This is a genomic window from Intrasporangium sp. Soil_C_50, assembly GCF_057656595.1.
In genome coordinates, this window is the sequence record NZ_JBDGKB010000016.1 from 62,751 (window position 1) to 85,430 (window position 22,680).

A 22,680-nucleotide genomic window follows, 5' to 3' on the forward strand; every position below is an offset into this window, starting at 1 on the left:
CTCACCGTGCCGGCCCGGCAGGGACGCACCCGGCGCCTGCGCGAGCCCGCCGTGCTCGTGCTCGAGGACGGCCGCACCTTCCGTGGCGCCTCCTACGGCGCCGTCGGCGAGACGGTCGGCGAGGCGGTCTTCTCCACCGGCATGACCGGCTACCAGGAGACCCTCACCGACCCGAGCTACCACCGCCAGGTCATCGTCATGACCGCGCCGCACGTCGGCAACACCGGCGTCAACACCGAGGACGACGAGAGCACCCGCATCTGGGTCGCCGGCTACGTCGTGCGCGACCCCGCGATCCGCGCGTCGAACTGGCGCTCCACCCGCGACCTCGAGGACGAGCTCGCCGACCAGGGTGTCGTCGGCATCTGCGAGATCGACACCCGCGCCCTGACCCGTCACCTGCGCGAGCGCGGCGCGATGCGCGTCGGCATCTTCAGCGGGACGGCGGCCGACGCGTCCGACACCGACCTGCGCGACGCAGTGCTGCGCAGCCCCGAGATGACCGGCGCAGCGCTCGCGGCCGAGGTGACCACCGCGGAGCCGTACGTCGTGGCGGCCGAGGGGGAGAAGCGCTTCACCGTCGCCGCGGTCGACCTCGGCATCAAGGCCATGACGCCGCAGCTCATGGCGCAGCGCGGCATCGAGGTGCACGTGCTGCCGGCGACCGCGACGCTCGACGACGTCCTGGGCGTCACCGAGGGCGGCCCCGACGGCGTCTTCTTCTCCAACGGCCCCGGCGACCCGTCGACGGCCGACCGCGAGGTCGAGCTGCTGCAGCAGGTGCTCGGCGCCGGAATCCCGTTCTTCGGCATCTGCTTCGGCAACCAGCTGCTCGGCCGCGCCCTCGGGTTCGGCACGTACAAGCTGAAGTACGGCCACCGCGGCATCAACCAGCCGGTCATGGACCGCACGACCGGCAAGGTCGAGGTCACCGCGCACAACCACGGCTTCGCCGTCGACGCGCCCCTCGACAAGGACAGCGACACGGCATACGGCCGCGTGCGCGTGTCGCACGTGTGCCTCAACGACGACGTGGTCGAAGGGCTGGAATGCCTTGACCTGCCTGCCTACTCGGTGCAGTACCACCCCGAGGCCGCGGCTGGCCCGCACGACGCCGCCTACCTCTTCGACCGCTTCGTGGAGCTCATGAGCAACCGACAGACCACCCACCAGAAGTTCTCGGCGAGCGAGGAGGCCAACTGATGCCCCGTAACCCAGACATCAAGAGCGTCCTCGTCATCGGGTCCGGGCCGATCGTCATCGGCCAGGCGTGCGAGTTCGACTACTCGGGCACCCAGGCCTGTCGCGTCCTGCGCGAGGAGGGCATCCGCGTCATCCTCGTCAACAGCAACCCGGCGACGATCATGACCGATCCGGAGTTCGCCGACGCGACGTACGTCGAGCCGATCACCCCCGAGGTCGTCGAGGCGATCATCGCCAAGGAGCGCCCCGACGCGGTGCTCGCGACGCTCGGCGGACAGACCGCTCTCAACTGCGCGATCTCCTTGCACGACAACGGAGTTCTCGAGAAGTACGGCTGCCCGCTCATCGGCGCCAACGTCGAGGCGATCAACCTCGGTGAGGATCGCGAGGCCTTCAAGGGCGTCGTCGAGCGGTGCGGCGCCGAGTCGGCCCGCTCGATCATCTGCCACACCATGGACGAGCTGCTCGCCGGCGCCGAGGACCTCGGCTACCCCGTCGTCGTGCGCCCGTCGTTCACCATGGGCGGCCTCGGCTCGGGCTTCGCCTACGACGAGGCCGACCTGCGCCGCATCGGCGGCCAGGGCCTGCAGTACAGCCCGACCACCGAGGTGCTCCTCGAGGAGTCGATCCTTGGCTGGAAGGAGTACGAGCTCGAGGTCATGCGCGACCACGCCGACAACGTCGTCGTCGTCTGCTCCATCGAGAACCTCGACCCCATGGGCGTGCACACCGGCGACTCCATCACCGTCGCGCCGGCCCTGACGCTCACCGACCGCGAGTACCAGCGGCTGCGCGACATCGGCATCGCCGTGATCCGCGAGGTCGGCGTCGACACCGGCGGCTGCAACATCCAGTTCGCCGTCAACCCGGTCGACGGCCGCATCATCGTCATCGAGATGAACCCGCGCGTGTCCCGCTCGAGCGCCTTGGCCTCCAAGGCCACCGGCTTCCCGATCGCCAAGATCGCCGCGAAGATGGCCATCGGCTACACCCTCGACGAGGTGCCCAACGACATCACCCGCGAGACGCCGGCGAGCTTCGAGCCGACGCTCGACTACGTCGTCGTCAAGGTGCCGCGGTTCGCGTTCGAGAAGTTCCCGGCCGCCGACCCGACGCTCACGACGACGATGAAGTCGGTCGGCGAGGCGATGGCGATCGGCCGCAACTTCACCGAGGCGCTGCAGAAGGCGCTGCGTTCGCTGGAGAAGAAGGGCGCCTCGTTCCACTGGGACGGCGAGCTGACCGAGGCCGCGTCCGAGCGCCTGCTCGAGGAGGCGAGGGTCCCGACCGACGGGCGCATCGTCGCCGTGCAGCAGGCGCTGCGCGGTGGCATCAGCGTGGAGCGCGTGCACGAGGAGACGGGCATCGACCCGTGGTTCCTCGACCAGATCGCCCTGCTCAACGACGTGGCGGCCATGGTCGCCGACGCCGACGAGCTGACGCCCGAGCTGCTGCGGCTCGCCAAGCGGCACGGCTTCAGCGACGCCCAGGTCGCCGGCCTGCGCCGGATGCCCGAAGCCGTCGTCCGCGGCGTCCGCCACGCCCTCGGCGTCCGGCCGGTCTACAAGACCGTCGACACGTGCGCCGCGGAGTTCGCCGCCACGACGCCGTACCACTACTCCTCCTACGACGAGGAGACCGAGGTCGAGCCGCGCGAGCGGCCGGCCGTCATCATCCTCGGCTCGGGCCCCAACCGCATCGGCCAGGGCGTCGAGTTCGACTACTCGTGCGTCCACGCGTCGTTCTCCTTGCGCGACAAGGGATTCGACACGGTCATGGTCAACTGCAACCCCGAGACGGTCTCGACCGACTACGACACGAGCAGCCGCCTCTACTTCGAGCCGCTGACCCTCGAGGACGTCCTCGAGGTCATCCACGCCGAGACCAAGGCCGGCCCGGTGGCGGGCGTCATCGTCCAGCTCGGCGGCCAGACGCCGCTCGGCTTGGCCAAGGCGCTGGCGGCCGAGGGCGTGCCGATCGTCGGCACCTCGCCCGACGCCATCCACCTCGCCGAGGACCGCGGCGCCTTCGGGCAGGTGCTGGCCAAGGCCGGTCTCATCGCGCCGAAGCACGGCACGGCGCTCAGCGCCGACGAGGCGCTGACGATCGCCCGCGAGATCGGCTACCCGGTGCTCGTGCGCCCGTCGTACGTCCTCGGCGGACGCGGCATGGTCATCGTCTACGACGACGACTCGCTCGTCACGTACGTCGAGAAGGCCACCGAGGCCAGCCCCGAGCACCCGGTGCTCATCGACCGGTTCCTCGACGACGCCATCGAGATCGACGTCGACGCGCTCTTCGACGGCGAGGACATGTACCTCGGCGGCATCATGGAGCACGTCGAGGAGGCCGGCATCCACTCCGGCGACAGCTCGTGCACGCTGCCGCCGGCGACGCTCGGCGAGGCCGAGCTGGTCCGCGTCCGCGAGGCGACGCGCCAGCTCGCCGAGGGCATCGGCGTCCGCGGCCTCATGAACGTCCAGTTCGCGCTGGCCCAGGACATCCTCTACGTCATCGAGGCCAACCCGCGGGCGTCGCGCACCGTGCCCTTCGTCGCCAAGGCCACCGGCGTCCCGCTCGCGAGCGCCGCGGCCCGGGTCATGCTCGGCTCGACGGTTGCCCAGCTGCGCGAGGAGGGCATGCTGCCCCCGACCGGCGACGGCGGCTCGATGCCCGCGCACGCCCCGGTCTCGTGCAAGGAGGCCGTGCTGCCGTTCAAGCGGTTCCGCACCAAGGAGGGCATCGCCGTCGACTCCCTCCTCGGACCGGAGATGCGCTCCACCGGCGAGGTCATGGGCATCGACGTCGACTTCGGCTCGGCGTTCTCCAAGGCCCAGCAGGGCGGCGGCTCGGCGCTGCCGCGCTCCGGCGCGATCTTCGTGTCGGTCGCCAACCGCGACAAGCGCGCCATGCTCTTCCCGGTCAAGCGTCTCGTCGACCTCGGCTTCACGATCCTCGCGACGACCGGCACCGCGGCGGTGCTCAAGCGCAACGGGATCGAGGCGACGCTCGTGCGCAAGATCACCGAGCGCGGCGACGGCGACCCGAACGAGCCCTCGATCGTCGACCTCATCCAGGCCGGCGCGGTGCAGATGGTCGTCAACACGCCATCGGGCCAGGACGCCCGCGCCGACGGCTACGCGATCCGCGCGGCCACGACGAGCGCCGACAAGCCGATCATCACGACGATCGCGACGCTCGCCGCCGCGGTCCTCGGCATCGAGGCCGGCCTGACCGAGGAGGTGCGGGTCAAGTCGCTGCAGGACCACGCCCGCGACCTCGACCTCTACGGCCGCGGCACCCGGGTCGTCGAGGGTGCGGACGAGCATGCGGCACAGGCGAGCCCACAGGACGCCGTGGCCACGACGACCGCCGCCCTGCCCACCACCGTGGGGGCCGACGCGTGAGCGCCGCCGCCACGGAGCGCGCCCAGCGCGCCAAGGTCACCCAGGAGGTCGCCGAGGTCATCGCGACCCGACGCGTCGGGGCCTACCAGCACCTGACGCTCGTGGCGCCCGGCGTCGCCGAGCTGGCCCGCCCGGGGCAGTTCGTCGCCCTCGCCGTCGGCGGGGAGTCCTCCGGCGCCCTGCTGAGGCGGTCCTTCTCGATCCACAAGGTCAGCCCCAGCGGCACCTACGGCGGCACCGTCGAGATCGTCGTGTCCGCCGTCGGCCCCGGCACGCGGTGGATCGTCGAGCGCCAGCCGCACGACACCATCGACGTCGTCGGCCCGCTCGGCAAGGCCTTCCCGCTGCCCACCGACCCGGTTCCGTGCGTCCTCGTCGGCGGCGGCTACGGCAGCGCACCGCTGTTCTGGCTGGCCCGCGACCTGCGCGAGCGCGGCTGCCACGTCGAGATGGTGCTCGGCGCGGCCAGCGAGGACCGCCTCTTCGGCGTCGTCGAGGCCCGACGCTCCTGCGACGGCGTCAGCGTCACCACCGACGACGGCTCGGCCGGCCGGAAGGGCTGGGTCAGCGACGTGCTGCCCGAGGTCATCGACCGCACCGGCGCCGGTGTCGTCTACGCGTGCGGCCCCATGGGCATGCTCCGGTCGGTCACCGACGTCGCGGCCGCGCACGGCGCCGTCGCGCAGGTCGCCGTCGAGGAGGCCATGGCCTGCGGCGTCGGCGTCTGCATGACGTGCGTCATGCCCGTCGTCGGAGCCGACGGCCGCACCCGGATGTCGCGGTCCTGCGTCGAGGGCCCGGTGTTCCGCGGCGACCGCATCCGCTGGGACGCCTTCGAGGGCAACCACGCCCACGTCCCCGACGACTGCGTCGGCGCACCCAAGGTCGGAGGTCACTGATGGTCGAGGTCACCGTGGACGCGTCCACTCGGATGCGGGGGAGCCAGACCGCCGGCCGGAAAGTCGACCTGTCCGTCGACCTCGCGGGTCGCCGCCTGCCCAACCCGCTCATGACGGCGTCCGGCTGCGCGGCCAACGGCCGCGAGCTGCACCGCTTCTTCGACGTCGCCGACCTCGGTGCCTTCGTGACGAAGTCGGTCATGGCCGACCCGCGCTCCGGCCGCGGCACGCCTCGCATGGCCGAGACGCCGTCGGGCATGCTCAACTCCATCGGTCTGCAGGGCCCCGGCATCGAGGCCTTCGTCGACGACGACCTCCCGTGGCTGCACTCCGTCGGGGCCCGCGTGCTCCCCTCGATCGCCGGAAGCTCGAGCACCGAGTACGCGCACGTCGCCGCGACGCTGCGCGCGAGCCGTGCCTTCGAGGCGGTGGTCGGCGTCGAGGTGAACATCTCCTGCCCGAACGTCGCCAACCGCGGCCTCGTCTTCGCCTGCGACCCCCTGGCGTCGGCGAAGGTCATCGCGCTCGTGCGCGAGCAGCTGCCCCGCGACGTGCCGGTGTTCGCGAAGCTGAGCCCCGACGTCACCGACATCACGGCGATCGCCGCGGCGTGCGTCAAGGCGGGCGCCGACGGCCTGACGATGATCAACACCCTGCTCGGCATGGCCATCGACACCGACCGGATGCGCCCGCACCTCGGCGGCGTCACCGGCGGCCTGTCCGGCCCCGGCATCCGCCCCGTCGCCGTGCGGGCCGTCTGGCAGGTGCGCCAGGCGATGCTCGAGGGGCGCATGCCGACCGTGCCGATCATCGGCGTCGGCGGCGTGCGCACCGGCCGCGACGCCCTCGAGCTCGTCGCCGCCGGCGCGAGCGCGATCCAGGTGGGCACCGTGACCTTCAACGACCCCAAGGCGCCGGTGAGGGTGCTCCACGAGCTCGCCGAGCTGCTCGAGGCCAAGGGCTTCGACCGGTTCGAGGACGCCGTCGGCGCCGCCCATCCACACCACGGAGACCGACGATGACGACCGGCTTCGGCGCCCGCCTGCGCGCCGCCATGGACGAGCGGGGGCCGCTCTGCGCGGGCATCGACCCGCACCGCGCCCTCGTCGAGGCGTGGGGCCTGACCTACGACCTCCCGGGCCTCGAGCGCTTCGCCCTGACGTGCGTCGAGGCGTTCGCCGGTCGCGTGGCCGCGGTGAAGCCGCAGTCGGCCTTCTTCGAGGTCTTCGGCAGTCGCGGCATCGCGGTGCTCGAGCGCGTCCTCACCGAGCTGCGCGAGGCCGATACGCTCACCGTCCTCGACGCCAAGCGGGGCGACATCGGCTCGACGATGGCCGCCTACGCCGAGGCCTACCTCGGCAAGGACGCCGTCGCCCCGCCCGACGCCCTCACCGTCAGCCCGTACCTCGGCTACGAGTCGCTGCGCCCGGCCATCGACCTCGCCGAGCAGACCGGCCGCGGCCTGTTCGTCCTGGCGCTCACCTCCAACCCCGAGGGCGCGAGCGTCCAGCACGCGGTGCGCGACGACCGGTCCGTCGCCGCGTCCGTGGTCGCGGGAGCGGCCGCCGACAACGCGGCCGCCGCCGCCCGGGGCGAGCTCGGCCACGTCGGGCTCGTCGTCGGAGCCACGGTGGGCTCGGCCGTCCGGGACCTCGGCCTCGACCTCGTCGGGGCCGCGACGCCCGTGCTCGCGCCGGGCGTCGGCGCCCAGGGCGGCACCGTCGAGAGCCTCGCCCGCACCTTCGGGCGGGCGCGCACGCAGGTGCTCGCGGCGTCCAGCCGCGAGGTGCTGTCGGCGGGACCCGAGCCGAGGCGTCTGGCGGCCCGGGTCCGCGAGGTCGCCGCCTCGCTCGTCCCCTGACCGGCGGCACCGTCGTGGCGTCGCGCCGGGCGCGGTCCGCCGGGACGGCCAGCGCCTACGGAGGGGCCATGCGTCGCGTCCGACCCGCCACCCCGGCCATCGCTGCGGTGGCCCTGCTCCTCGCGACGCTCCCGCTCGCGGGCTGCGGTGGCGGGTCCGACACATCCGCGTACTGCGACGCGCTGCGCGCCGCCCAGTCCCAGTGGAAGTCGGCCGGCGCCTCCCTGGCCGACCGTGGCGCCGCGACGCGCTTCGTGGCCAGCGTGCGCACCATCGAGGTCGCTGCCCCCGACGACGTCCACGCCGAGTGGACGTCGCTGCGGACCTTCTTCCAGAAGTTCGCCGTGGACGACCCCGACCTCAAGGGCCTGACGAAGCAGATGGCCGGCTACGAGGCCACCGCCAAGAAGGTCGAGACGCACGCGCGCGCCACGTGCGGCGTCGACCTGTCGCGGTGACGCTCGCGGCGCCGCCGCCCCCGGGCGGTCGGGCAGTGCCCCGCGTGCCCCGCGTTGCGGCGCGCCCCGGCGGATCGCTAGGTTCGGGCGGAGACACGAGAAGGACGGGGGCGCAGGATGCGTCACCCGCGCGCAGGCAGGAGACCGGACACCGTGGCGCTTCCACCGCTCACCCCCGAGCAACGGGCCGCAGCCCTCGAGAAGGCCGCGGCCGCGCGACGGGAACGGGCTGCGGTCAAGAACCGGCTCAAGTACTCCAGCGGCTCGCTCGCCGAGGTGCTCGAGGACGGCAAGGCCGACGCGGTGATCGGCAAGATGAAGGTCACCGAGCTGCTCGAGTCGATGCCGGGCGTCGGCCGGGTCCGCGCCAAGGCGATCATGGCCGAGGTCGGTATCGCCGAGTCGCGACGCGTCCGTGGCCTCGGCGCCAACCAGGTCGCGGCGCTGCTCAAGCGCTTCGAGAAGTAGTGATGGACGGAGTCGCCGACGCCGCCCCCGACGCCGCCGGCCCCGCCGGCGCAACCCCGACGCAGCCGACGCCCGAGACGCGTCGTGTCGGTCGCCTCACCGTGCTCGCCGGGCCCACGGCCGTCGGCAAGGGCACCATCGCGGCGTACGTGCGCACGTACTTCCCCGGTGTCTGGTTCTCGGTGTCGATGACCACCCGCAGGCCGCGTCCGGGCGAGGTCGACGGTGTGCACTACCACTTCGTCGACGACACCGAGTTCGACCGTCTCGTCGCGGCCGGGGAGTTCCTCGAGTACGCGGTCGTGCACGGCGTCGCCAAGTACGGCACGCCGCGCGGACCCGTCGAGCGGGCCATCCGCGAGGGCCGGGACGCCCTCCTCGAGATCGACCTGCAGGGCGCGCGCCAGGTGCGCGAGACGTGGCCGAGCGCACTCTTCGTGTTCCTCGCACCCCCGAGCTGGGACGAGCTGGTGCGCCGCCTCGTCGGTCGCGGCACCGAGGACGAGGCCGAACGCGAGCGGCGGCTCACCACGGCGCGAGCCGAGCTGGCCGCCCAGTCCGAGTTCGACGTGGTCATCGTCAACGACGACGTTCGTCGTGCGAGCGAGGAACTCGTATCATTGATGAGATCGGGACCTGCCGAACGGTGAGTCCCGACCCTCGCGTGCCCGGTCAGGCAGGTACGCGCCGACCCCCGAACGAAACGAGATCACCGTGTCCGGTACCCAGGCTGCTCCCATCGGCATCACCAACCCGCCGATCGACGACCTGCTGACCGCCGCCGACTCCAAGTACGCGCTCGTCATCTACTCGGCCAAGCGCGCCCGCCAGATCAACGCGTACTACTCGCAGCTGCAGGAGGGTCTGCTCGACTACGTCGGCCCGCTCGTCGAGACCGAGGTCCACGAGAAGCCGCTGTCGATCGCGCTGCGCGAGATCAACGAGGGCCTGCTCACGTCCGAGCCCACCGAGGGCTGAGCGCTCCGTTGGGCGGGGCCGGTCCGATGCGCGTCGTCCTCGGCGTCAGCGGCGGCATCGCCGCGTACAAGGCGTGCACCCTGCTGCGCCTGTTCACCGAGGCCGGCCACGACGTCACGGTCGTGCCCACCGCGGCGGCGCTCCGTTTCGTCGGGGCGCCGACGTGGTCGGCGCTGTCCGGCAAGCCGGTGTCGACCGAGGTGTGGACCTCCGTCCACGAGGTGCCGCACGTGCGGATCGGGCAGGACGCCGACCTCGTCGTCGTCGCACCGGCCACGGCCGATGTGCTCGCCAGGGCCGCGCACGGCCTGGCCGACGACCTGCTGACGAACACCCTTCTCACGGCGCGCTGCCCGGTGGTCTTCGCCCCGGCGATGCACACCGAGATGTGGGAGCACGCCGCCACTCGGGCCAACGTCGCGACGCTGCGCTCGCGCGGCGTCCACGTCATCGACCCTGCGGTCGGGCGCCTCACCGGCGCCGACTCCGGCGCCGGGCGGCTGCCCGAGCCCGAGGACATCTACGCCGCATGCCTCGCGGTGCTCGACAGCACGTCGGACGCGTCGGGCACGTCGGGGGCGGGCCCGCTCACCGGGCGCCGCGTCGTCGTGTCAGCCGGGGGCACCCGTGAGCCGCTCGACCCGGTCCGCTTCCTCGGCAACCGGAGCTCGGGCAAGCAGGGCCTGGCCATCGCCGCCTCCGCCGCCGCCCGCGGCGCCGAGGTGACGCTCGTGGCCGCCAACGTCGACCTCCCGGCACCCGACGGGATCCGCGTCGTCCGCGTCGGCACCACCCTCGAGCTGCGCGACGCCGTCACCGCAGCCGCGCAGGGGGCCGACGTCGTCGTCATGGCCGCAGCCCCCGCCGACTTCCGGCCCGCGACGGTCAGCGGCAGCAAGATCAAGAAGGACCCCGCCGCGGCGCCGGGCGAGGGCGGGCTGACCGTCGAGCTCGTCGAGAACCCCGACATCGTCCGCGGCCTCGTCGCCGACCGCGACGCCCTCGGCGCGCAGCGGCCACTCGTCGTCAGCTTCGCCGCCGAGACGGGCGACGCCGACGGGTCGGTCATGGACCACGCGCGCGCCAAGTTCGCTCGCAAGGGCAGCGACGTCCAGGTCGTCAACGAGGTCGGCACCGACCTCACCTTCGGCAAGGACGACACCACCGTGCACGTGCTCCGACGCGGCACCGACGAGGTCGTCACGGTCGGGCCCGCGAGCAAGGCCACCGTGGCCGACGCACTCTGGGACACCCTGACCCCGCTCATCGGGTGACGGTTACACTCACGCAACACGCCCGCGCCACGAGCGCCGCCGACCGGGCCACACCACCCGCACCCGAGCCAGGGAGAGCCAGTGTCCGCACGTCTGTTCACGTCCGAGTCCGTCACCGAGGGGCACCCGGACAAGATCTGCGACCAGATCAGCGACTCCGTCCTCGATGCCCTCCTGCGGGTCGACCCGCAGGCTCGCGTCGCCGTCGAGACCATGGTCACGACCGGTCTCGTCCACGTCGCCGGTGAGGTCTCCACGACCGGCTACGTCGAGATCCCCAAGCTGGTCCGCGACACGATCCTCGAGGTCGGGTACGACGGCTCCCAGAAGGGCTTCGACGGCCGCACCTGCGGCGTGTCCGTCTCCATCGGCGCCCAGTCGCCCGACATCGCCCAGGGCGTCGACACGGCGCACGAGAACCGCCACGGCGGCGTCGACCCGCTCGACAAGCAGGGCGCGGGCGACCAGGGCCTGATGTTCGGCTACGCGTGTGACGACACGCCCGAGCTGATGCCGCTGCCGATCTTCCTCGCGCACCGCCTCGCCGAGCGCCTGACCCAGGTGCGCAAGAGCGAGGAGCTGGCCTACCTGCGCCCCGACGGCAAGACTCAGGTCACCATCGCCTACGAGGGCGACAAGGCGGTCAAGCTCGACACCGTCGTGCTGTCCACGCAGCACGCGCCGGACGTCTCCCTCGAGGGGATGCTCGAGCCCGACATCCGCGAGCACGTCTTCGCGCCGGTCCTCGAGGAGCTCGCGGCGAGCGGCACCGACCTCGACACCTCGAGCTTCCGTGCGCTCATCAACCCCACCGGCCGCTTCGAGATCGGCGGCCCGATGGGCGACGCCGGCCTCACCGGCCGCAAGATCATCGTCGACACCTACGGCGGCATGGCCCGTCACGGCGGCGGCGCCTTCAGCGGCAAGGACCCGAGCAAGGTCGACCGCTCCGGCGCCTACGCGATGCGCTGGGTGGCCAAGAACATCGTGGCGGCCGGCCTCGCTCGCCGCTGCGAGGTCCAGGTGGCCTACGCCATCGGCAAGGCGCAGCCCGTGGGCCTCTACGTCGAGACCTTCGGAACCGAGACCGTGTCGGTCGACGCCATCCAGCAGGCCATCGGCGACGTCTTCGACCTGCGTCCGGCCGCGATCGTCGACGCGCTCGACCTGCTCCGCCCGATCTACAAGCCGACGTCCGCCTACGGCCACTTCGGCCGCACCAAGGCCGACGGCATCGACAACGCCTTCACGTGGGAGCGCACCGACCGTGTGGACGCCCTGAGGGCCGCCGTCTCCGCCTGAGGCTAGATTCGCCCCCGTGGGCGACGTACCGAGCAACGACCGGTCGCAGCGACCGGCCTCCGGGCCGGTCGCTGCGGTCGTCGTGGAGACGCCGCTGGCGCACCTGGACCGGCTCTTCGAGTACGCGGTGCCCGAGGAGCTGGACGCCGACGCCGTCCCCGGCGCCCGCGTCCGGGTCCGCTTCGCCGGCCGCGACCTCGACGGCTTCGTCGTCGAGCGACGCGCCACGCCTGAGCACGACGGGCGCCTGGCCCCGCTGCGCCGGGTCGTCAGCGCCGAGCCGGTGCTGACGCCTGAGGTCCTCGCGCTGTGCCGGGCCGTCGCCGACCGGTACGCCGGGACGCTGAGCGACGTGCTGCGCCTCGCCGTGCCCAAGCGACACGCGACCGCCGAGCGCGCACTGGCCCTCGAGCCACCCGTCGTCGAACCCGTCGAGGTGCCCGACCCCGGCCCGTGGGCGGCCTATCCGGCCGGTCCGGCGTGGCTGCGTCGGGTGACCGCGGGGGAGGGCCCGGCAGCGGCCTGGACCGCCCTGCCGGGTCGCACGCCCGACCACGACTGGCCCGCAGCGCTGGCCGTCGCCACTGCCACGGCCCTCGCCGCCGGGCGCGGTTCGCTGCTCGTCGTCCCCGACCACCGCGACGTCGAACGCCTCGACGCCGCGCTGACGGCGGCCCTGGGGCCGGGCCGACACGTGCGGCTCACGGCCGACCAGGGGCCGCAGGCGCGGTACACCGCCTGGCTCAAGGTGCTGCGCGGGCACGTCCGGGTCGTCATCGGCACCCGCGCCGCCGCCTTCGCTCCCGTGCGCGACCTCGGCCTCGTCGCGTGGTGGGACGACGGCGACGACCTGCTGGCCGAGCCCCGCGCCCCCTACCATCACATCGGCGTCGTCCTCGGCCTGCGGGCGGCCGCCACCGGCGCCGCCCTGCTCACCGGCGGCTTCGCCCGCAGTCTGCGCGTCGAGGCCGACGTCGAGGTGGGCGCGCTGGTGCCCGTCGAGCCCGGGCCCGGCCTGCGGGGCGCGGTGCCCCGCGTCGGCGTCGCGGGGGAGGGCGCGGACGAGGAGCGCGACGGACCTGCCGCCCGCGCCCACATCCCGGCCCGGGCGCACCGCGTCGCCAAGGACGCCCTCGTCGACGGACCCGTGCTCGTCCAGGTGCCCCGGCGCGGCTACCTGCCCTCACTCAGCTGCGCAGAGTGCCGCACGCCCGTGCGGTGCCAGCGCTGCCGGGGGCCCGTGTCGGTCGGTGCGTCGGGCGCGGCGCCGGCCTGCCGCTGGTGTGGCCTCGCCGTCACGCCGGGGTCGTTCCGGTGTGTCGAGTGCGGCTCGCCGCGGCTGCGCTCGTCGATCACCGGGGTGCGGCGCACCGCAGAGGAGATCGGCCGGGCCTTCCCGGGTGTCGGGGTGCACACGTCCGGCTCGGGCGAGGTGCTGCGGTCCGTCGGCCGCGAGCCGGCCCTCGTCATCGCCACGCCCGGTGCCGAACCCGTGGCCGACGGAGGGTACACCGGGGTGCTCCTGCTCGATGCGTGGGCCAGCCTCGACCTGCCCGTGCACGACGCGCCCCTCGAGGCGCTGCGCCGCTGGACCGCGGCCGCAGCCCTGGCGCGGGAGGGCCGGGCGGTCGTGCTCTGCGGCGTGCCCGACGGCGTCGCCCTGCCCGCCGTCGAGGCCCTCGTGCGCTGGGACCCGGCCTGGCTGGCCGAGCGCGAGCTCGCCGACCGACGCGAGCTCGGTCTGCCGCCTGCCGCCCGCGTCGCCCAGCTGACCGGCACTCGCCGGGCGCTCCAGGAGGCTCTCGAGCAGGCCGACCTCCCGGCGTCGGCGCAGGTGCTGGGGCCCGTGCCCCTCGCCGGCGGTGTGGCGTCACGACGCGGCCCCGGCGGCGGCTCGGGCGACGCCGAGGGGGAGCGGCGCCCGAGCGACCACCACGTGCTCGTCCGCGTGCCCTCGGCCGACACCTCCGCGCTGACGCGGGCGCTTCTGGCGCTCAAGGCGTTCCGGTCGGCGCGCAAGGAGGCCGACGTCGTCACGGTGCGGGTCGACCCCGTCGACGGGTGGTGAGCACCACTCGCGTCGGGGGAGTCGGCCGCCCCGCCAGGCTGGCACAGTGGTCACCATGCCGTCCCTGCCTGCGCGCGACCTCGACATCGTCCTCTACGGCGCCACCGGCTTCGTCGGTGCCCTGACTGCAGCCCACCTGGCCCGGCGGGCTGCGGACGAACCCGGCGCTCCCGTGCGCGTCGCCCTCGCCGGCCGGTCCCGCGAGAAGCTCGAGGCCCTGCGCGTCGAGCTGTCCGGTGCCGACCCCGTGGCGTCGCGCTGGGAGGTCGTGGCCGTCGACGCCGCCGACGCGGCCGGGCTGCGCGCACTCGCCGCGCGCACCCGGGTGCTCGCCACGACCGTCGGGCCCTACGACGCGCACGGGCGGGAGGTGGCCCGGGCGTGCGCCGAGGAGGGCACCCACTACGCGGACCTCACCGGCGAGGTGCTCTTCGTGCGCTGGTCGCTCGACGAGCTCGACGCGCGTGCTCGCGAGACCGGTGCGGCGATCGTGCACGCGTGCGGCTTCGACTCGATCCCCTCCGATCTCGGGGTGCTGCTCACGGCCCGGCGCGCGGCGGCCGACGGCGAAGGGACCCTCACCGACGTCACGCTGCGGGTTCGGTCGATGAAGGGCGGCTTCTCCGGCGGTACCGTCGACTCCGTTCGGCGCCAGGCGATCGCGGCGCGCGCCGACGACGGCGCTCGACGCCTCCTCGCGGACCCGTACGCGCTCAGCCCGCGACGCGCGGACGAGCCGAGCAACGGGGGCGGGCGGCGTCGGGGCGTCGTCGGACGGGTGCGCAGGCTCGTGCCGGTCGACCGCGACCCCCGCAGCGGCCGGTGGAGCGGCCCGTTCGTCATGGCCGGCTTCAACACCCGCATCGTGCGCCTGTCGAACACCCTGACCGACTGGTCGTACGGTCGCGGTCTGCGCTATCGGGAGGTCGTCGACTTCGGGCGCGGCCCGTTGTCCGGAGTCGTCGCCACGGGTGCCGGCATCGGGCTCGTCGGGGGACTCGCCGGGCTGTCGTACGCGCCGACGCGCGCCGTCCTCGACCGCTTCCTGCCCGCACCGGGCGAGGGACCCAGCGCCGAGCAGCGCGCCGCCGGCCGGTTCCGGATGGACGTGCACGCGACGACGACGACCGGCGCGCGCTACGTGACACGCGTCGCCGCCCCGTTCGACCCGGGTTACGACGGCAGCGCCGTCATGCTCGGGGAGGCCGTGCTCGCGCTCGCGGTGGACGAGGCCCTGCCCCGGTGCACCGGAGTCTGCACGCCCGCGACGGCCCTCGGGGAGCGGCTGGCCGACCGCCTTCGCGGGCAGGGCTTCACCCTCGAGGTGGAACGGCAGGCGACCGCCTGACGCCGACCCCCAAAGAGATGCTTGACGGTTGGGCACCGCCACCGTCATACTCCCAAACATGTCTTTGGAGGAAGAGCGGATCAGCGAGCTCCGCGCCACGGCCCACCCGCTGCGGCTGCAGATGCTCTCCTTGCTCACCGGTGCCGAGCTGAGCGCCGCCGAGGTGGCCCGCGAGCTCGGCGTCACCCAGGCCAACGCCAGCTACCACCTGCGGCTGCTCGAGTCGGCCGGCCTGCTCGAGGTCGCCGGCGAGGAGCGCGTGCGAGGTGGGCGCGCCAAGAAGTACCGGCACCCGTGGGACGCGCCCGTGCAGCGGCCACGGGCGAGCAAGGAGGAGGACCGGCTCGCCTACGTGCGGGTCCTCGCCGAGATGATCCCCCGTCGGTTCCTCGAGCGGCAGCAGGGCACCCCGAGCCGCTTCACCGACGCCGACCTCTGGGTCGAGCCCGAGGCGTGGGACCGCGTCTGTGCCCTCGTCGACGAGGCGAGCACGCTGCTGCACGCGTCGGCCCGGCCACCGCGGACCGAGGGCACGGTGCGGGTGGCACTGTCCGTGGCCGCCTTCCGCCTCCGCTCCGGGGATGACGCAGGGCAGGAGGAGTCATGAGGCTGCGCCAGTCCTTCGGGGCGCTCGGCGACCGGCGGTTCGCCTGGTACTTCGCCGCCCGCACCGTCTCGACGGTCGGTACGGTCATGGCGCCGGTCGCGCTCGCCTTCGCCGTCCTGCACGTCGACGCCTCGGCCGGGGCCCTGGCCCAGGTGCTCGGGGCCCGCACGCTGGCGATGGTCGTCTGCCTGCTCGTCGGCGGCGTCATCGCCGACCGGTTCTCGCGCATCACCGTCATGCAGGTGTCGCACGCCCTGACGCTGCTCACCCAGGCCGTGGCGGCCGTGCTCGTCATCAGCGGGCACGCGACCCTCACCCAGCTGACCGTCATCGAGGCCCTCAACGGCGCCGTGTCGGCCTTCACGATGCCGGCGATGATGGGCATCGTGCCGCTGGTCGTCGAGCGGTCGCGGCTCCAGCAGGCCAATGCCCTGCTGTCGTTCAGCCGCAGCGGGCTGGCCGTGGTCGGACCGGCCGTCGCCGGCGGGCTCGTCGTGTCGGTCGGACCGGGCTGGGCCCTGGCCGTCGACGCCCTGACGTACGCCGTGGCGATCGTGTGCCTCTCGCGGGTGCGGCTTCCGCGGACCGACGCGCCCGCGCCATCGGGTGCGAAGCCCCAGCGGTCCTCGATGGTGCGCGACATCAGGGAGGGGTGGAGCGAGTTCACCCGGCGCCAGTGGCTCTGGGTCGTCGTGCTCGTCTTCGGCGTCCTCAACGCCATCCACATCGGCGTCCTCGGAGTGCTCGGCCCGCTCGTGGCGACCACGAACCGCTCGATCGGAGAGGCGGGATGGGGGATCATCCTGTCGGCCGAGGCCGTTGGCACGGTGCTCATGACACTCGTCATGCTGCGCCTGCGCCTGCCGCACCCGCTGCGGGCCGGCATGCTCGCGATGACGGTGCTCGCCGTGCCGATGGCCATGCTCGGTCTCGACCCGTCGCTCGTGCCGGTGGCTCTCGGCTTCCTCGTCGCGGGCGCGGCCGTCGAGGTGTTCGGGGTCGGGTGGTCGACCGCGCTGCACGAGCACGTCCCGCTCGCGGTTCTCTCCAGGGTGTCGAGCTACGACGCGCTCGGGTCGTTCGTGGCGATGCCGGTCGGCACCTTCCTCTACGGCTGGCTCGCCTCCGTCGTCGACCTCGAGACGCTGCTCGTCGGCAGTGCCGTCGTCTACCTCGTCGTCGCCCTGTCGGCCCTGCTGTCGCGCGCGGTGCGCGACCTGACGCACGACGACGGCGCCGACGCTTCCGAACCGAGCGTCGCCCAGCCGGGCGGCGAGGCCCTCGAGGCGAGGTCCTGACCGCCCGGCCGGGGCGTGCTGGTCAGCGGGCCGTCACCCGTTGTGGGTGGCCATGACGCGCTGCAGGCCGCTCGAGTCGACGAGCGTCGGGTTGGACGAGCTCTGGTGGCCCCAACCGTAGGAGTAGTCCATCACCGGCGTCGGCACGAGGCGGCGCCACTCCGAGAGCATCGACTGCATCTGCGAAGCGGTGGGCAGCCGGTAGTAGCCGCCCGAGATGCCCTGCTGGCCGAACGTCTGGAACACCGGCACGATCGCCGCCAGGGGAATGCCGGCCTGCCGGGCGGCCGTGACCTTGTCGGTGATCTTCGCCGTCGGGCACGTGGGGGAGGCCGTCGAGCACGGGTACGGGTCGAGGCCGACGAGGTCGACGTGACTGGCCGCAGGGCGGAACCGGCTGAAGTCGGCGACCTTCGACAGCACGATGAACGAGATCTGCGCGCCCTTCGTGCGCGACCGGATGTAGTCGGCGCGGCTGGCCAGTGCGGTTGGACCGCCCGGGCAGTCGGCGATGTGCGGCTCGTCGGACAGGTAGTAGCCGAACACCTTGGCGTTTCCGGCGAGCTTGTCGACGGTCGCGCGGAACGTCGCGTCGGCAGGCGTCGGGCACTTCTGGCCCAGCCACACGAGGCCCTGGACGCCGGTCGGCAGCCCGGCGACGCCGGAGGCGCCGGTGTCGAAGACGTCGTAGCCGAGGCCCTTGGGAGCCGTCGAGCCGTGGAGGTTGGTGATGAAGTGCTTCGTCGCGGGCGCCGCAGCGACGGCCTCCGTCGTGGGGGAGGCAACGACCTCGGTCGCGGCAGTCGCGAAGGGGACCAGGAGCGCGGCTGCCGAGGCGGCGAGAAGGACGCCGCGGAGGCGCCGGAAGCGCGTGCGGCTGGGGGAGGGGTGATGCATGCGGGCTTCCTCGGGATCGGGCCCTCCGGCTGGGTGCCGGAATGCGTGAAGTGGCAGACCCTACACTCCACCTCTTCGCCCGATTTCGTGCTCATTTCGGGCTTTTTGCACCACTTCCAGGGGCCTCGGGGCCGCGGGCCTAGAATCGGGCCTGCCCGCCCGGACCCGACCGAAGGACCCGCATCCGTGTCGATCAAGGACATCCGCCTCTTCGGTGATCCCGTGCTGCGCAGCCGCGCCGCCGAGGTCGTCGACTTCGACAAGGAGCTGCGGGTCCTCGTCAAGGACCTCGAGGACACGATGATGGACGCGCCCGGTGCCGGCCTCGCAGCCCCGCAGCTGGGCGTCGGGCTGCGGGTGTTCACCTACTACGTCGACGGCGTCCTCGGGCACCTCGTCAACCCGGACCTGCAGCTGTCCGTGGAGGAGCAGGACGGCCCGGAGGGGTGCCTGTCGATCCCCGGCCTCGCGTTCGACACGAAGCGCGCCCTGTCCGTCGTCGCCAAGGGCCAGAACATGTGGGGCGAGCCCGTCGTCCTCGAGGGCACCGAGCTGCTCGCCCGGGCCGTCCAGCACGAGACCGACCACCTCGACGGCATCCTCTTCATCGACCGGCTCGACCCGGAGGCCCGCAAGGCCGCGATGCGCGCGATCCGCGAGGCCGAGTGGTTCGCCGACCACCCGCCGGAGGTCCGCATCAGCCCCCACTCGACCTTCGGCCGGGCACTGTGAGGGCGCTGTGAGGGTCGTCTTCGCCGGCACGCCCGACGTCGCCCTGCCCAGCCTCGATGCCGTCGCGGCCTCCGGGCACGAGGTCGTCGGGGTCGTCACCCGCCCCGATGCTCCGGCCGGCCGGGGGCGTCGGCTCGAGGCCTCGCCCGTGCGCCGGCGCGCCGAGGAGCTCGGCCTGCCCGTGCTGACGCCGTCACGGGCCGGGGACCCGGACTTCCTGGACGCCCTCCGCGGGCTCGCGCCAGACGCGTGCCCCGTGGTGGCGTACGGCAACCTCCTGCCGCAGGCGGCGCTCGACGTACCGACGCACGGGTGGGTCAACCTGCACTTCTCCCTCCTGCCGGCCTGGCGCGGTGCGGCCCCCGTGCAGCACGCGATCATGGCCGGTGACGAAGTCACCGGTGCCTCGACGTTCCTCATCGAGAAGGGCCTCGACACCGGCCCCGTCTTCGGCGTCATGACCGAGACGATCCGTCCCACCGACACCGCCGGCGACCTCCTCGACCGGCTCGCGTCTGCCGGCGCCGGGCTGCTCGTCGCCACGCTCGACGGCATCGCGAGCGGCGACCTCGTCGCGGTTCCGCAAGCCGCAGAAGGCGTTTCGCTCGCCCCCAAGATCGAGGTCGACGACGCGCGCATCACGTGGTCGAACCCGGCCATCGCCGTCGACCGCCTCGTCCGCGGCTGCACGCCGGCACCGGGCGCCTGGACGACCTTCCGCGGCGAGCGGTTCAAGGTCGCGCCGTTGACCCTCGCTGCACCCGACGAGGTCGCCGGCCACGGCGCCCTGCCCCCCGGGCAGCTCGTCGTCACCAAGCGGGCGGTCTTCGTCGGCACCGGCACGGCGCCGGTCCGGCTCGGCACCGTCCAGGCCCACGGCAAGAAGCCGATGCCCGCCGCCGACTGGGCCCGCGGCACCCGCGTCGAGGCGGGGGAGGTGCTCGGCGGTGAGTGACCAGCCTTCCGGCCAGGGCGGCCAGGGCGACTCCGACCGGTCCCGCCGCACGGGTCGGCAGCGGCCACCGGCGCGCAACCGCTCGGCCCAGCACCGCTCCTCCCAGCGTCCGTCGGAACGCGCACGCCGCACCGACCCGGCGCGCCTCGCCTCGTACACCGTGATGCGAGACATCGCCCAGGGCGCCTACGCCAACCTCGCGCTGCCGAAGCACCTCCGCGAGAAGCGGATCGGCGGCCGCGACGCCGGGTTCGCCACCGAGCTCGTCTACGGGGCGACGCGCCTGCGCGGCCTCTACGACGCCATCGTGTCCGTGGCGGCCGACCGGCCCGTCGACCGGATCGACCCTCGGGTGCTCGACACGCTGCGCCTCGGCGCGCACCAGCTGCTCGGCATGCGGGTTCCCACCCACGCCGCCGTCGACGAGACCGTCGCCCTCGCGCGGCAGGTCAACGGCGCCGGCGCGGCCGGCTTCGTCAACGCCGTCATGCGCCGAGTCAGCGAGCGCGACCTCGACGCGTGGGTGCAGGCCGTCACCGAGCGCACTGCCGACCCGGTCGAGGCTCTCGCGGTCCGCACGTCGCACCCCGCGTGGGTCGTCAAGGCGCTGCGCGCCGCCCTCATCGGCCACGGCGCGGCCACCGCCTCCGACGTCGATGAGCCGCTCACGGCGCTGCTCACGGCCGACAACGCCCCACCGCGCGTCTCCCTCGTGGCTCGCCCCGGGCTCTCGAGCGTCGACGAGCTCGTCGACGCCGGCGCCGAGGTGTCGCCGACGAGCCCGGTCGGTGCCGTGCTGCCCGAGGGCGACCCGGGGTCCATCCGCGCGGTGCGTGAGGGGCGTGCCGCCGTGCAGGACGAAGGGTCTCAGCTGCTCGCGCTGGCCCTCGCCGCCGCCGACGTCACGGGCGAGGCAGCCACGCACGAGCGCTGGCTCGACCTCTGCGCCGGGCCCGGTGGCAAGGCTGGCCTGCTCGCCGCCCTCGCCGTCCGGCGGCGGATCCCGTTCGTGGCCAACGAGGTCAGCGAGCACCGAGCCGACCTCGTGTGGCAGACGCTGGCTGCGGCGCGAGCCGCGGCCGCCGATGCCGGCACGAGCATCGAGGTGCGCGAGGGCGACGGCCGCGACATGGGCGCCGAGGAGCCGCGACGCTACAGCCGCGTGCTCGTCGACGCGCCCTGCACGGGCCTCGGGGCCCTGCGTCGCCGTCCCGAGGCGCGCTGGCGGCGCACCCCGGGCGACGTCGCGGCGCTCGCCGGGCTGCAGCGCGAGCTGCTCGCGTCGGCGATCGAGGCCACGGCACCCGGCGGGCTCGTCGCGTACGCCACGTGCAGCCCGCACCTCAACGAGACGCGGTTCGTCGTGGCCGACGTGCTGAAGAAGCGTGACGACATCGAGGTGGTCGACGCACGCCCGCTGTTCCGGGACGCGTCGGGCCGCGAGCTGGCGGGGCTCGGCGACGGGCCCTACGTGCAGCTGTGGCCCCACGTCCACGGCACCGACGCGATGTTCCTGGCGCTCCTGCGCCGCCGCTGACGCTTCCGGACGCCGAACGTCCGGAAGGGCCGTTAGGGTCCGGCGCATGGCCATCGCCCAGTACCCCAGCTTCGTCATCGACTGCCCCGACGCCGCCGCCCTCGCCACCTTCTACGGGACACTCCTCGACTGGAAGGTCGACGTGTCGGACGGGTGGGCCGAGATCCGCGCCGAGAACGGCAACTGCATCTGCTTCCAGCAGGTCGCGGACTTCCGCGCGCCCGAGTGGCCGGGTCAGCAGGCGCCGCAGCAGATGCACCTCGACGTCGTCGTCGAGGACCTCGACGCGGCCGAGCCCGAGGTGCTCGCGCTCGGGGCGACCCGGCACGAGCACCAGGCGGGGACGAGCTTCCGCGTCTTCCTCGACCCGGCCGGACACCCGTTCTGCCTGTGTGTCGGTTGAGAGTCTCCTGACGACGGAGCAGCCCGGCGCCACCCCTAGGCTGTGCGCGTGCAGATCTCCCCGAGCATCCTGTCCGCGGACTTCGCCAACCTCGAGTCCGAGCTGCGCCGGATCAGCGGCGCCGACTGGGCTCATGTCGACGTCATGGACGCGCACTTCGTGCCGAACCTGACGCTCGGCCTGCCGGTGGTCGAGGCGCTTCTCAAGGTGAGCCCGATCCCGGTCGACGCCCACCTCATGATCGAGGACCCCGACCGCTGGGCCCCGGCGTACGCCGAGGCGGGCTGCCAGTCGGTCACCTTCCACGTCGAGGCGGCGCGGGACCCTCGCGCGCTCGCCCGGACGCTCCGCGCGGCGGGCGCGCGCGCGTCGATGGCGATCAAGCCCGGCACGCCGTTCGCGCCGTACGAGGACCTGCTGCCGGAGCTGGACATGGTCCTCGTCATGACCGTCGAGCCCGGCTTCGGCGGGCAGTCGTTCATGGCCGACCAGATGCCGAAGGTCGCGCAGGTGCGCGAGGCCGTCCGGCGCCACGGCGGCGAGATCTGGGTCCAGGTCGACGGCGGTGTCAGCGCCGACACCATCGAGCAGTGCGCGGAGGCGGGCGCCGACGTCTTCGTCGCCGGGTCCGCCGTCTACGGCGCCGAGGACGCGTCCGCCGCAGTCGAGCAGCTGCGCGCGCTCGCCGAGCGCCACCGCCACTGAGCCGGGCCGTGGCGCGCGTCACCCGGACGCCGGGTGCGACGCCTCAGCGGGCGGGTGCATACTGGGAGGCACGTGCTCCGGGGTCGGTGTAATTCCGAGCCGGCGGTTACAGTCCGCGACCCGACCGCATCCAGCGGCCGGTTGACCTGGTGGGATTCCAGGACCGACGGTGAAAGTCCGGATGGGAGGCAGCACGAGACAGGCCGTCGACGGCCGGTGTGCGCGCACCCGCGGGTCCGCGCAGCCCGCGCCCGCCCGACCCGACCTGTGGAGTACCCCC

The 22,680-nt window shown here is 73.5% G+C and carries 21 protein-coding genes and 1 riboswitch; of the genes, 20 read left to right on the forward strand and 1 reads right to left on the reverse strand.

Annotated features, from left to right (window positions below):
* Positions 1–6: 6 nt before the first annotated feature.
* The 15 genes from carA to AC3A5R_RS21150 all read left to right on the forward strand — a co-directional run bounded on the left by carA (position 7) and on the right by AC3A5R_RS21150 (position 17,171).
* A complete protein-coding gene (gene carA / locus AC3A5R_RS21080; RefSeq protein WP_487622760.1) occupies positions 7–1,203 on the forward strand; it encodes a glutamine-hydrolyzing carbamoyl-phosphate synthase small subunit in 1,197 nt (398 codons plus the stop codon).
* Positions 1,203–4,610: a carbamoyl-phosphate synthase large subunit gene (gene carB, locus AC3A5R_RS21085; RefSeq protein WP_487622731.1), complete on the forward strand. Its 3,408-nt coding sequence runs from the start codon at positions 1,203–1,205 to the stop codon at positions 4,608–4,610. Before carA ends, carB begins: the two co-directional genes overlap by 1 nt.
* Entirely contained in the window at positions 4,607–5,509 is a 903-nt protein-coding gene (locus AC3A5R_RS21090; RefSeq protein WP_487622732.1) for a dihydroorotate dehydrogenase electron transfer subunit, read from the forward strand. The genes carB and AC3A5R_RS21090 overlap by 4 nt, the downstream gene beginning before the upstream one ends.
* Positions 5,510–5,541: 32 nt before the next feature.
* Positions 5,542–6,531, forward strand: a complete 990-nt coding sequence (locus tag AC3A5R_RS21095; RefSeq protein WP_487622761.1) for a dihydroorotate dehydrogenase — start codon at positions 5,542–5,544, stop codon at positions 6,529–6,531.
* A complete protein-coding gene (gene pyrF, locus AC3A5R_RS21100; protein WP_487622733.1) occupies positions 6,528–7,370 on the forward strand; it encodes an orotidine-5'-phosphate decarboxylase in 843 nt (280 codons plus the stop codon). The genes AC3A5R_RS21095 and pyrF overlap by 4 nt, the downstream gene beginning before the upstream one ends.
* A gap of 68 nt (positions 7,371–7,438) precedes the next feature.
* A complete protein-coding gene (locus tag AC3A5R_RS21105) occupies positions 7,439–7,828 on the forward strand; it encodes a hypothetical protein (protein WP_487622734.1) in 390 nt (129 codons plus the stop codon).
* 153 nt (positions 7,829–7,981) lie between these two features.
* Positions 7,982–8,296, forward strand: a complete 315-nt coding sequence (mihF, locus tag AC3A5R_RS21110; RefSeq protein WP_487622735.1) for an integration host factor, actinobacterial type — start codon at positions 7,982–7,984, stop codon at positions 8,294–8,296.
* A gap of 2 nt (positions 8,297–8,298) precedes the next feature.
* Complete coding sequence (gene gmk, locus AC3A5R_RS21115) at positions 8,299–8,946, forward strand: guanylate kinase (protein WP_487622736.1); 648 nt, start codon at positions 8,299–8,301, stop codon at positions 8,944–8,946.
* A 64-nt stretch (positions 8,947–9,010) separates the two neighbouring features.
* On the forward strand, positions 9,011–9,274 hold the full coding sequence (gene rpoZ, locus AC3A5R_RS21120; RefSeq protein ID WP_323101854.1) for a DNA-directed RNA polymerase subunit omega: 264 nt from the start codon (positions 9,011–9,013) through the stop codon (positions 9,272–9,274).
* Between the two features lie 26 nt (positions 9,275–9,300).
* A complete protein-coding gene (gene coaBC, locus AC3A5R_RS21125; protein ID WP_487622737.1) occupies positions 9,301–10,548 on the forward strand; it encodes a bifunctional phosphopantothenoylcysteine decarboxylase/phosphopantothenate--cysteine ligase CoaBC in 1,248 nt (415 codons plus the stop codon).
* Positions 10,549–10,629: 81 nt separating this feature from the next.
* On the forward strand, positions 10,630–11,850 hold the full coding sequence (metK, locus tag AC3A5R_RS21130) for a methionine adenosyltransferase (protein WP_487622738.1): 1,221 nt from the start codon (positions 10,630–10,632) through the stop codon (positions 11,848–11,850).
* Positions 11,851–11,866: 16 nt separating this feature from the next.
* Complete coding sequence (locus AC3A5R_RS21135) at positions 11,867–13,918, forward strand: primosomal protein N' family DNA-binding protein (protein WP_487622739.1); 2,052 nt, start codon at positions 11,867–11,869, stop codon at positions 13,916–13,918.
* 55 nt (positions 13,919–13,973) lie between these two features.
* Positions 13,974–15,266, forward strand: coding sequence for a saccharopine dehydrogenase family protein (locus AC3A5R_RS21140; RefSeq protein ID WP_487622740.1), 1,293 nt, complete (start codon positions 13,974–13,976; stop codon positions 15,264–15,266).
* Positions 15,267–15,324: 58 nt separating this feature from the next.
* Entirely contained in the window at positions 15,325–15,873 is a 549-nt protein-coding gene (locus AC3A5R_RS21145) for an ArsR/SmtB family transcription factor (RefSeq protein ID WP_487622741.1), read from the forward strand.
* Entirely contained in the window at positions 15,870–17,171 is a 1,302-nt protein-coding gene (locus AC3A5R_RS21150) for an MFS transporter (RefSeq protein WP_487622742.1), read from the forward strand. Before AC3A5R_RS21145 ends, AC3A5R_RS21150 begins: the two co-directional genes overlap by 4 nt.
* A 33-nt stretch (positions 17,172–17,204) precedes the next feature.
* Here AC3A5R_RS21150 and AC3A5R_RS21155 read toward each other — a convergent pair whose 3' ends face one another.
* Positions 17,205–18,068: a hypothetical protein gene (locus AC3A5R_RS21155; protein WP_487622743.1), complete on the reverse strand. Its 864-nt coding sequence runs from the start codon at positions 18,066–18,068 to the stop codon at positions 17,205–17,207.
* Between the two features lie 186 nt (positions 18,069–18,254).
* Between AC3A5R_RS21155 and def the strand changes: the two genes are divergently transcribed.
* From def to rpe, 5 genes are read left to right on the forward strand one after another with little or no spacing between them, the layout of a single operon-like run.
* On the forward strand, positions 18,255–18,800 hold the full coding sequence (gene def / locus AC3A5R_RS21160; RefSeq protein WP_487622744.1) for a peptide deformylase: 546 nt from the start codon (positions 18,255–18,257) through the stop codon (positions 18,798–18,800).
* Positions 18,801–18,807: 7 nt separating this feature from the next.
* Positions 18,808–19,755 (forward strand): methionyl-tRNA formyltransferase, encoded by a 948-nt coding sequence (gene fmt, locus AC3A5R_RS21165; protein WP_487622745.1) that lies wholly within the window; start codon positions 18,808–18,810, stop codon positions 19,753–19,755.
* A complete protein-coding gene (locus AC3A5R_RS21170) occupies positions 19,748–21,292 on the forward strand; it encodes an RsmB/NOP family class I SAM-dependent RNA methyltransferase (protein ID WP_487622746.1) in 1,545 nt (514 codons plus the stop codon). Before fmt ends, AC3A5R_RS21170 begins: the two co-directional genes overlap by 8 nt.
* Positions 21,293–21,338: 46 nt before the next feature.
* Complete coding sequence (locus tag AC3A5R_RS21175) at positions 21,339–21,695, forward strand: VOC family protein (protein ID WP_487622747.1); 357 nt, start codon at positions 21,339–21,341, stop codon at positions 21,693–21,695.
* A 48-nt stretch (positions 21,696–21,743) separates the two neighbouring features.
* Positions 21,744–22,400, forward strand: a complete 657-nt coding sequence (gene rpe, locus AC3A5R_RS21180) for a ribulose-phosphate 3-epimerase (RefSeq protein WP_487622748.1) — start codon at positions 21,744–21,746, stop codon at positions 22,398–22,400.
* Between the two features lie 69 nt (positions 22,401–22,469).
* Positions 22,470–22,598, forward strand: a riboswitch (FMN riboswitch).
* Positions 22,599–22,680 lie beyond the last annotated feature (82 nt).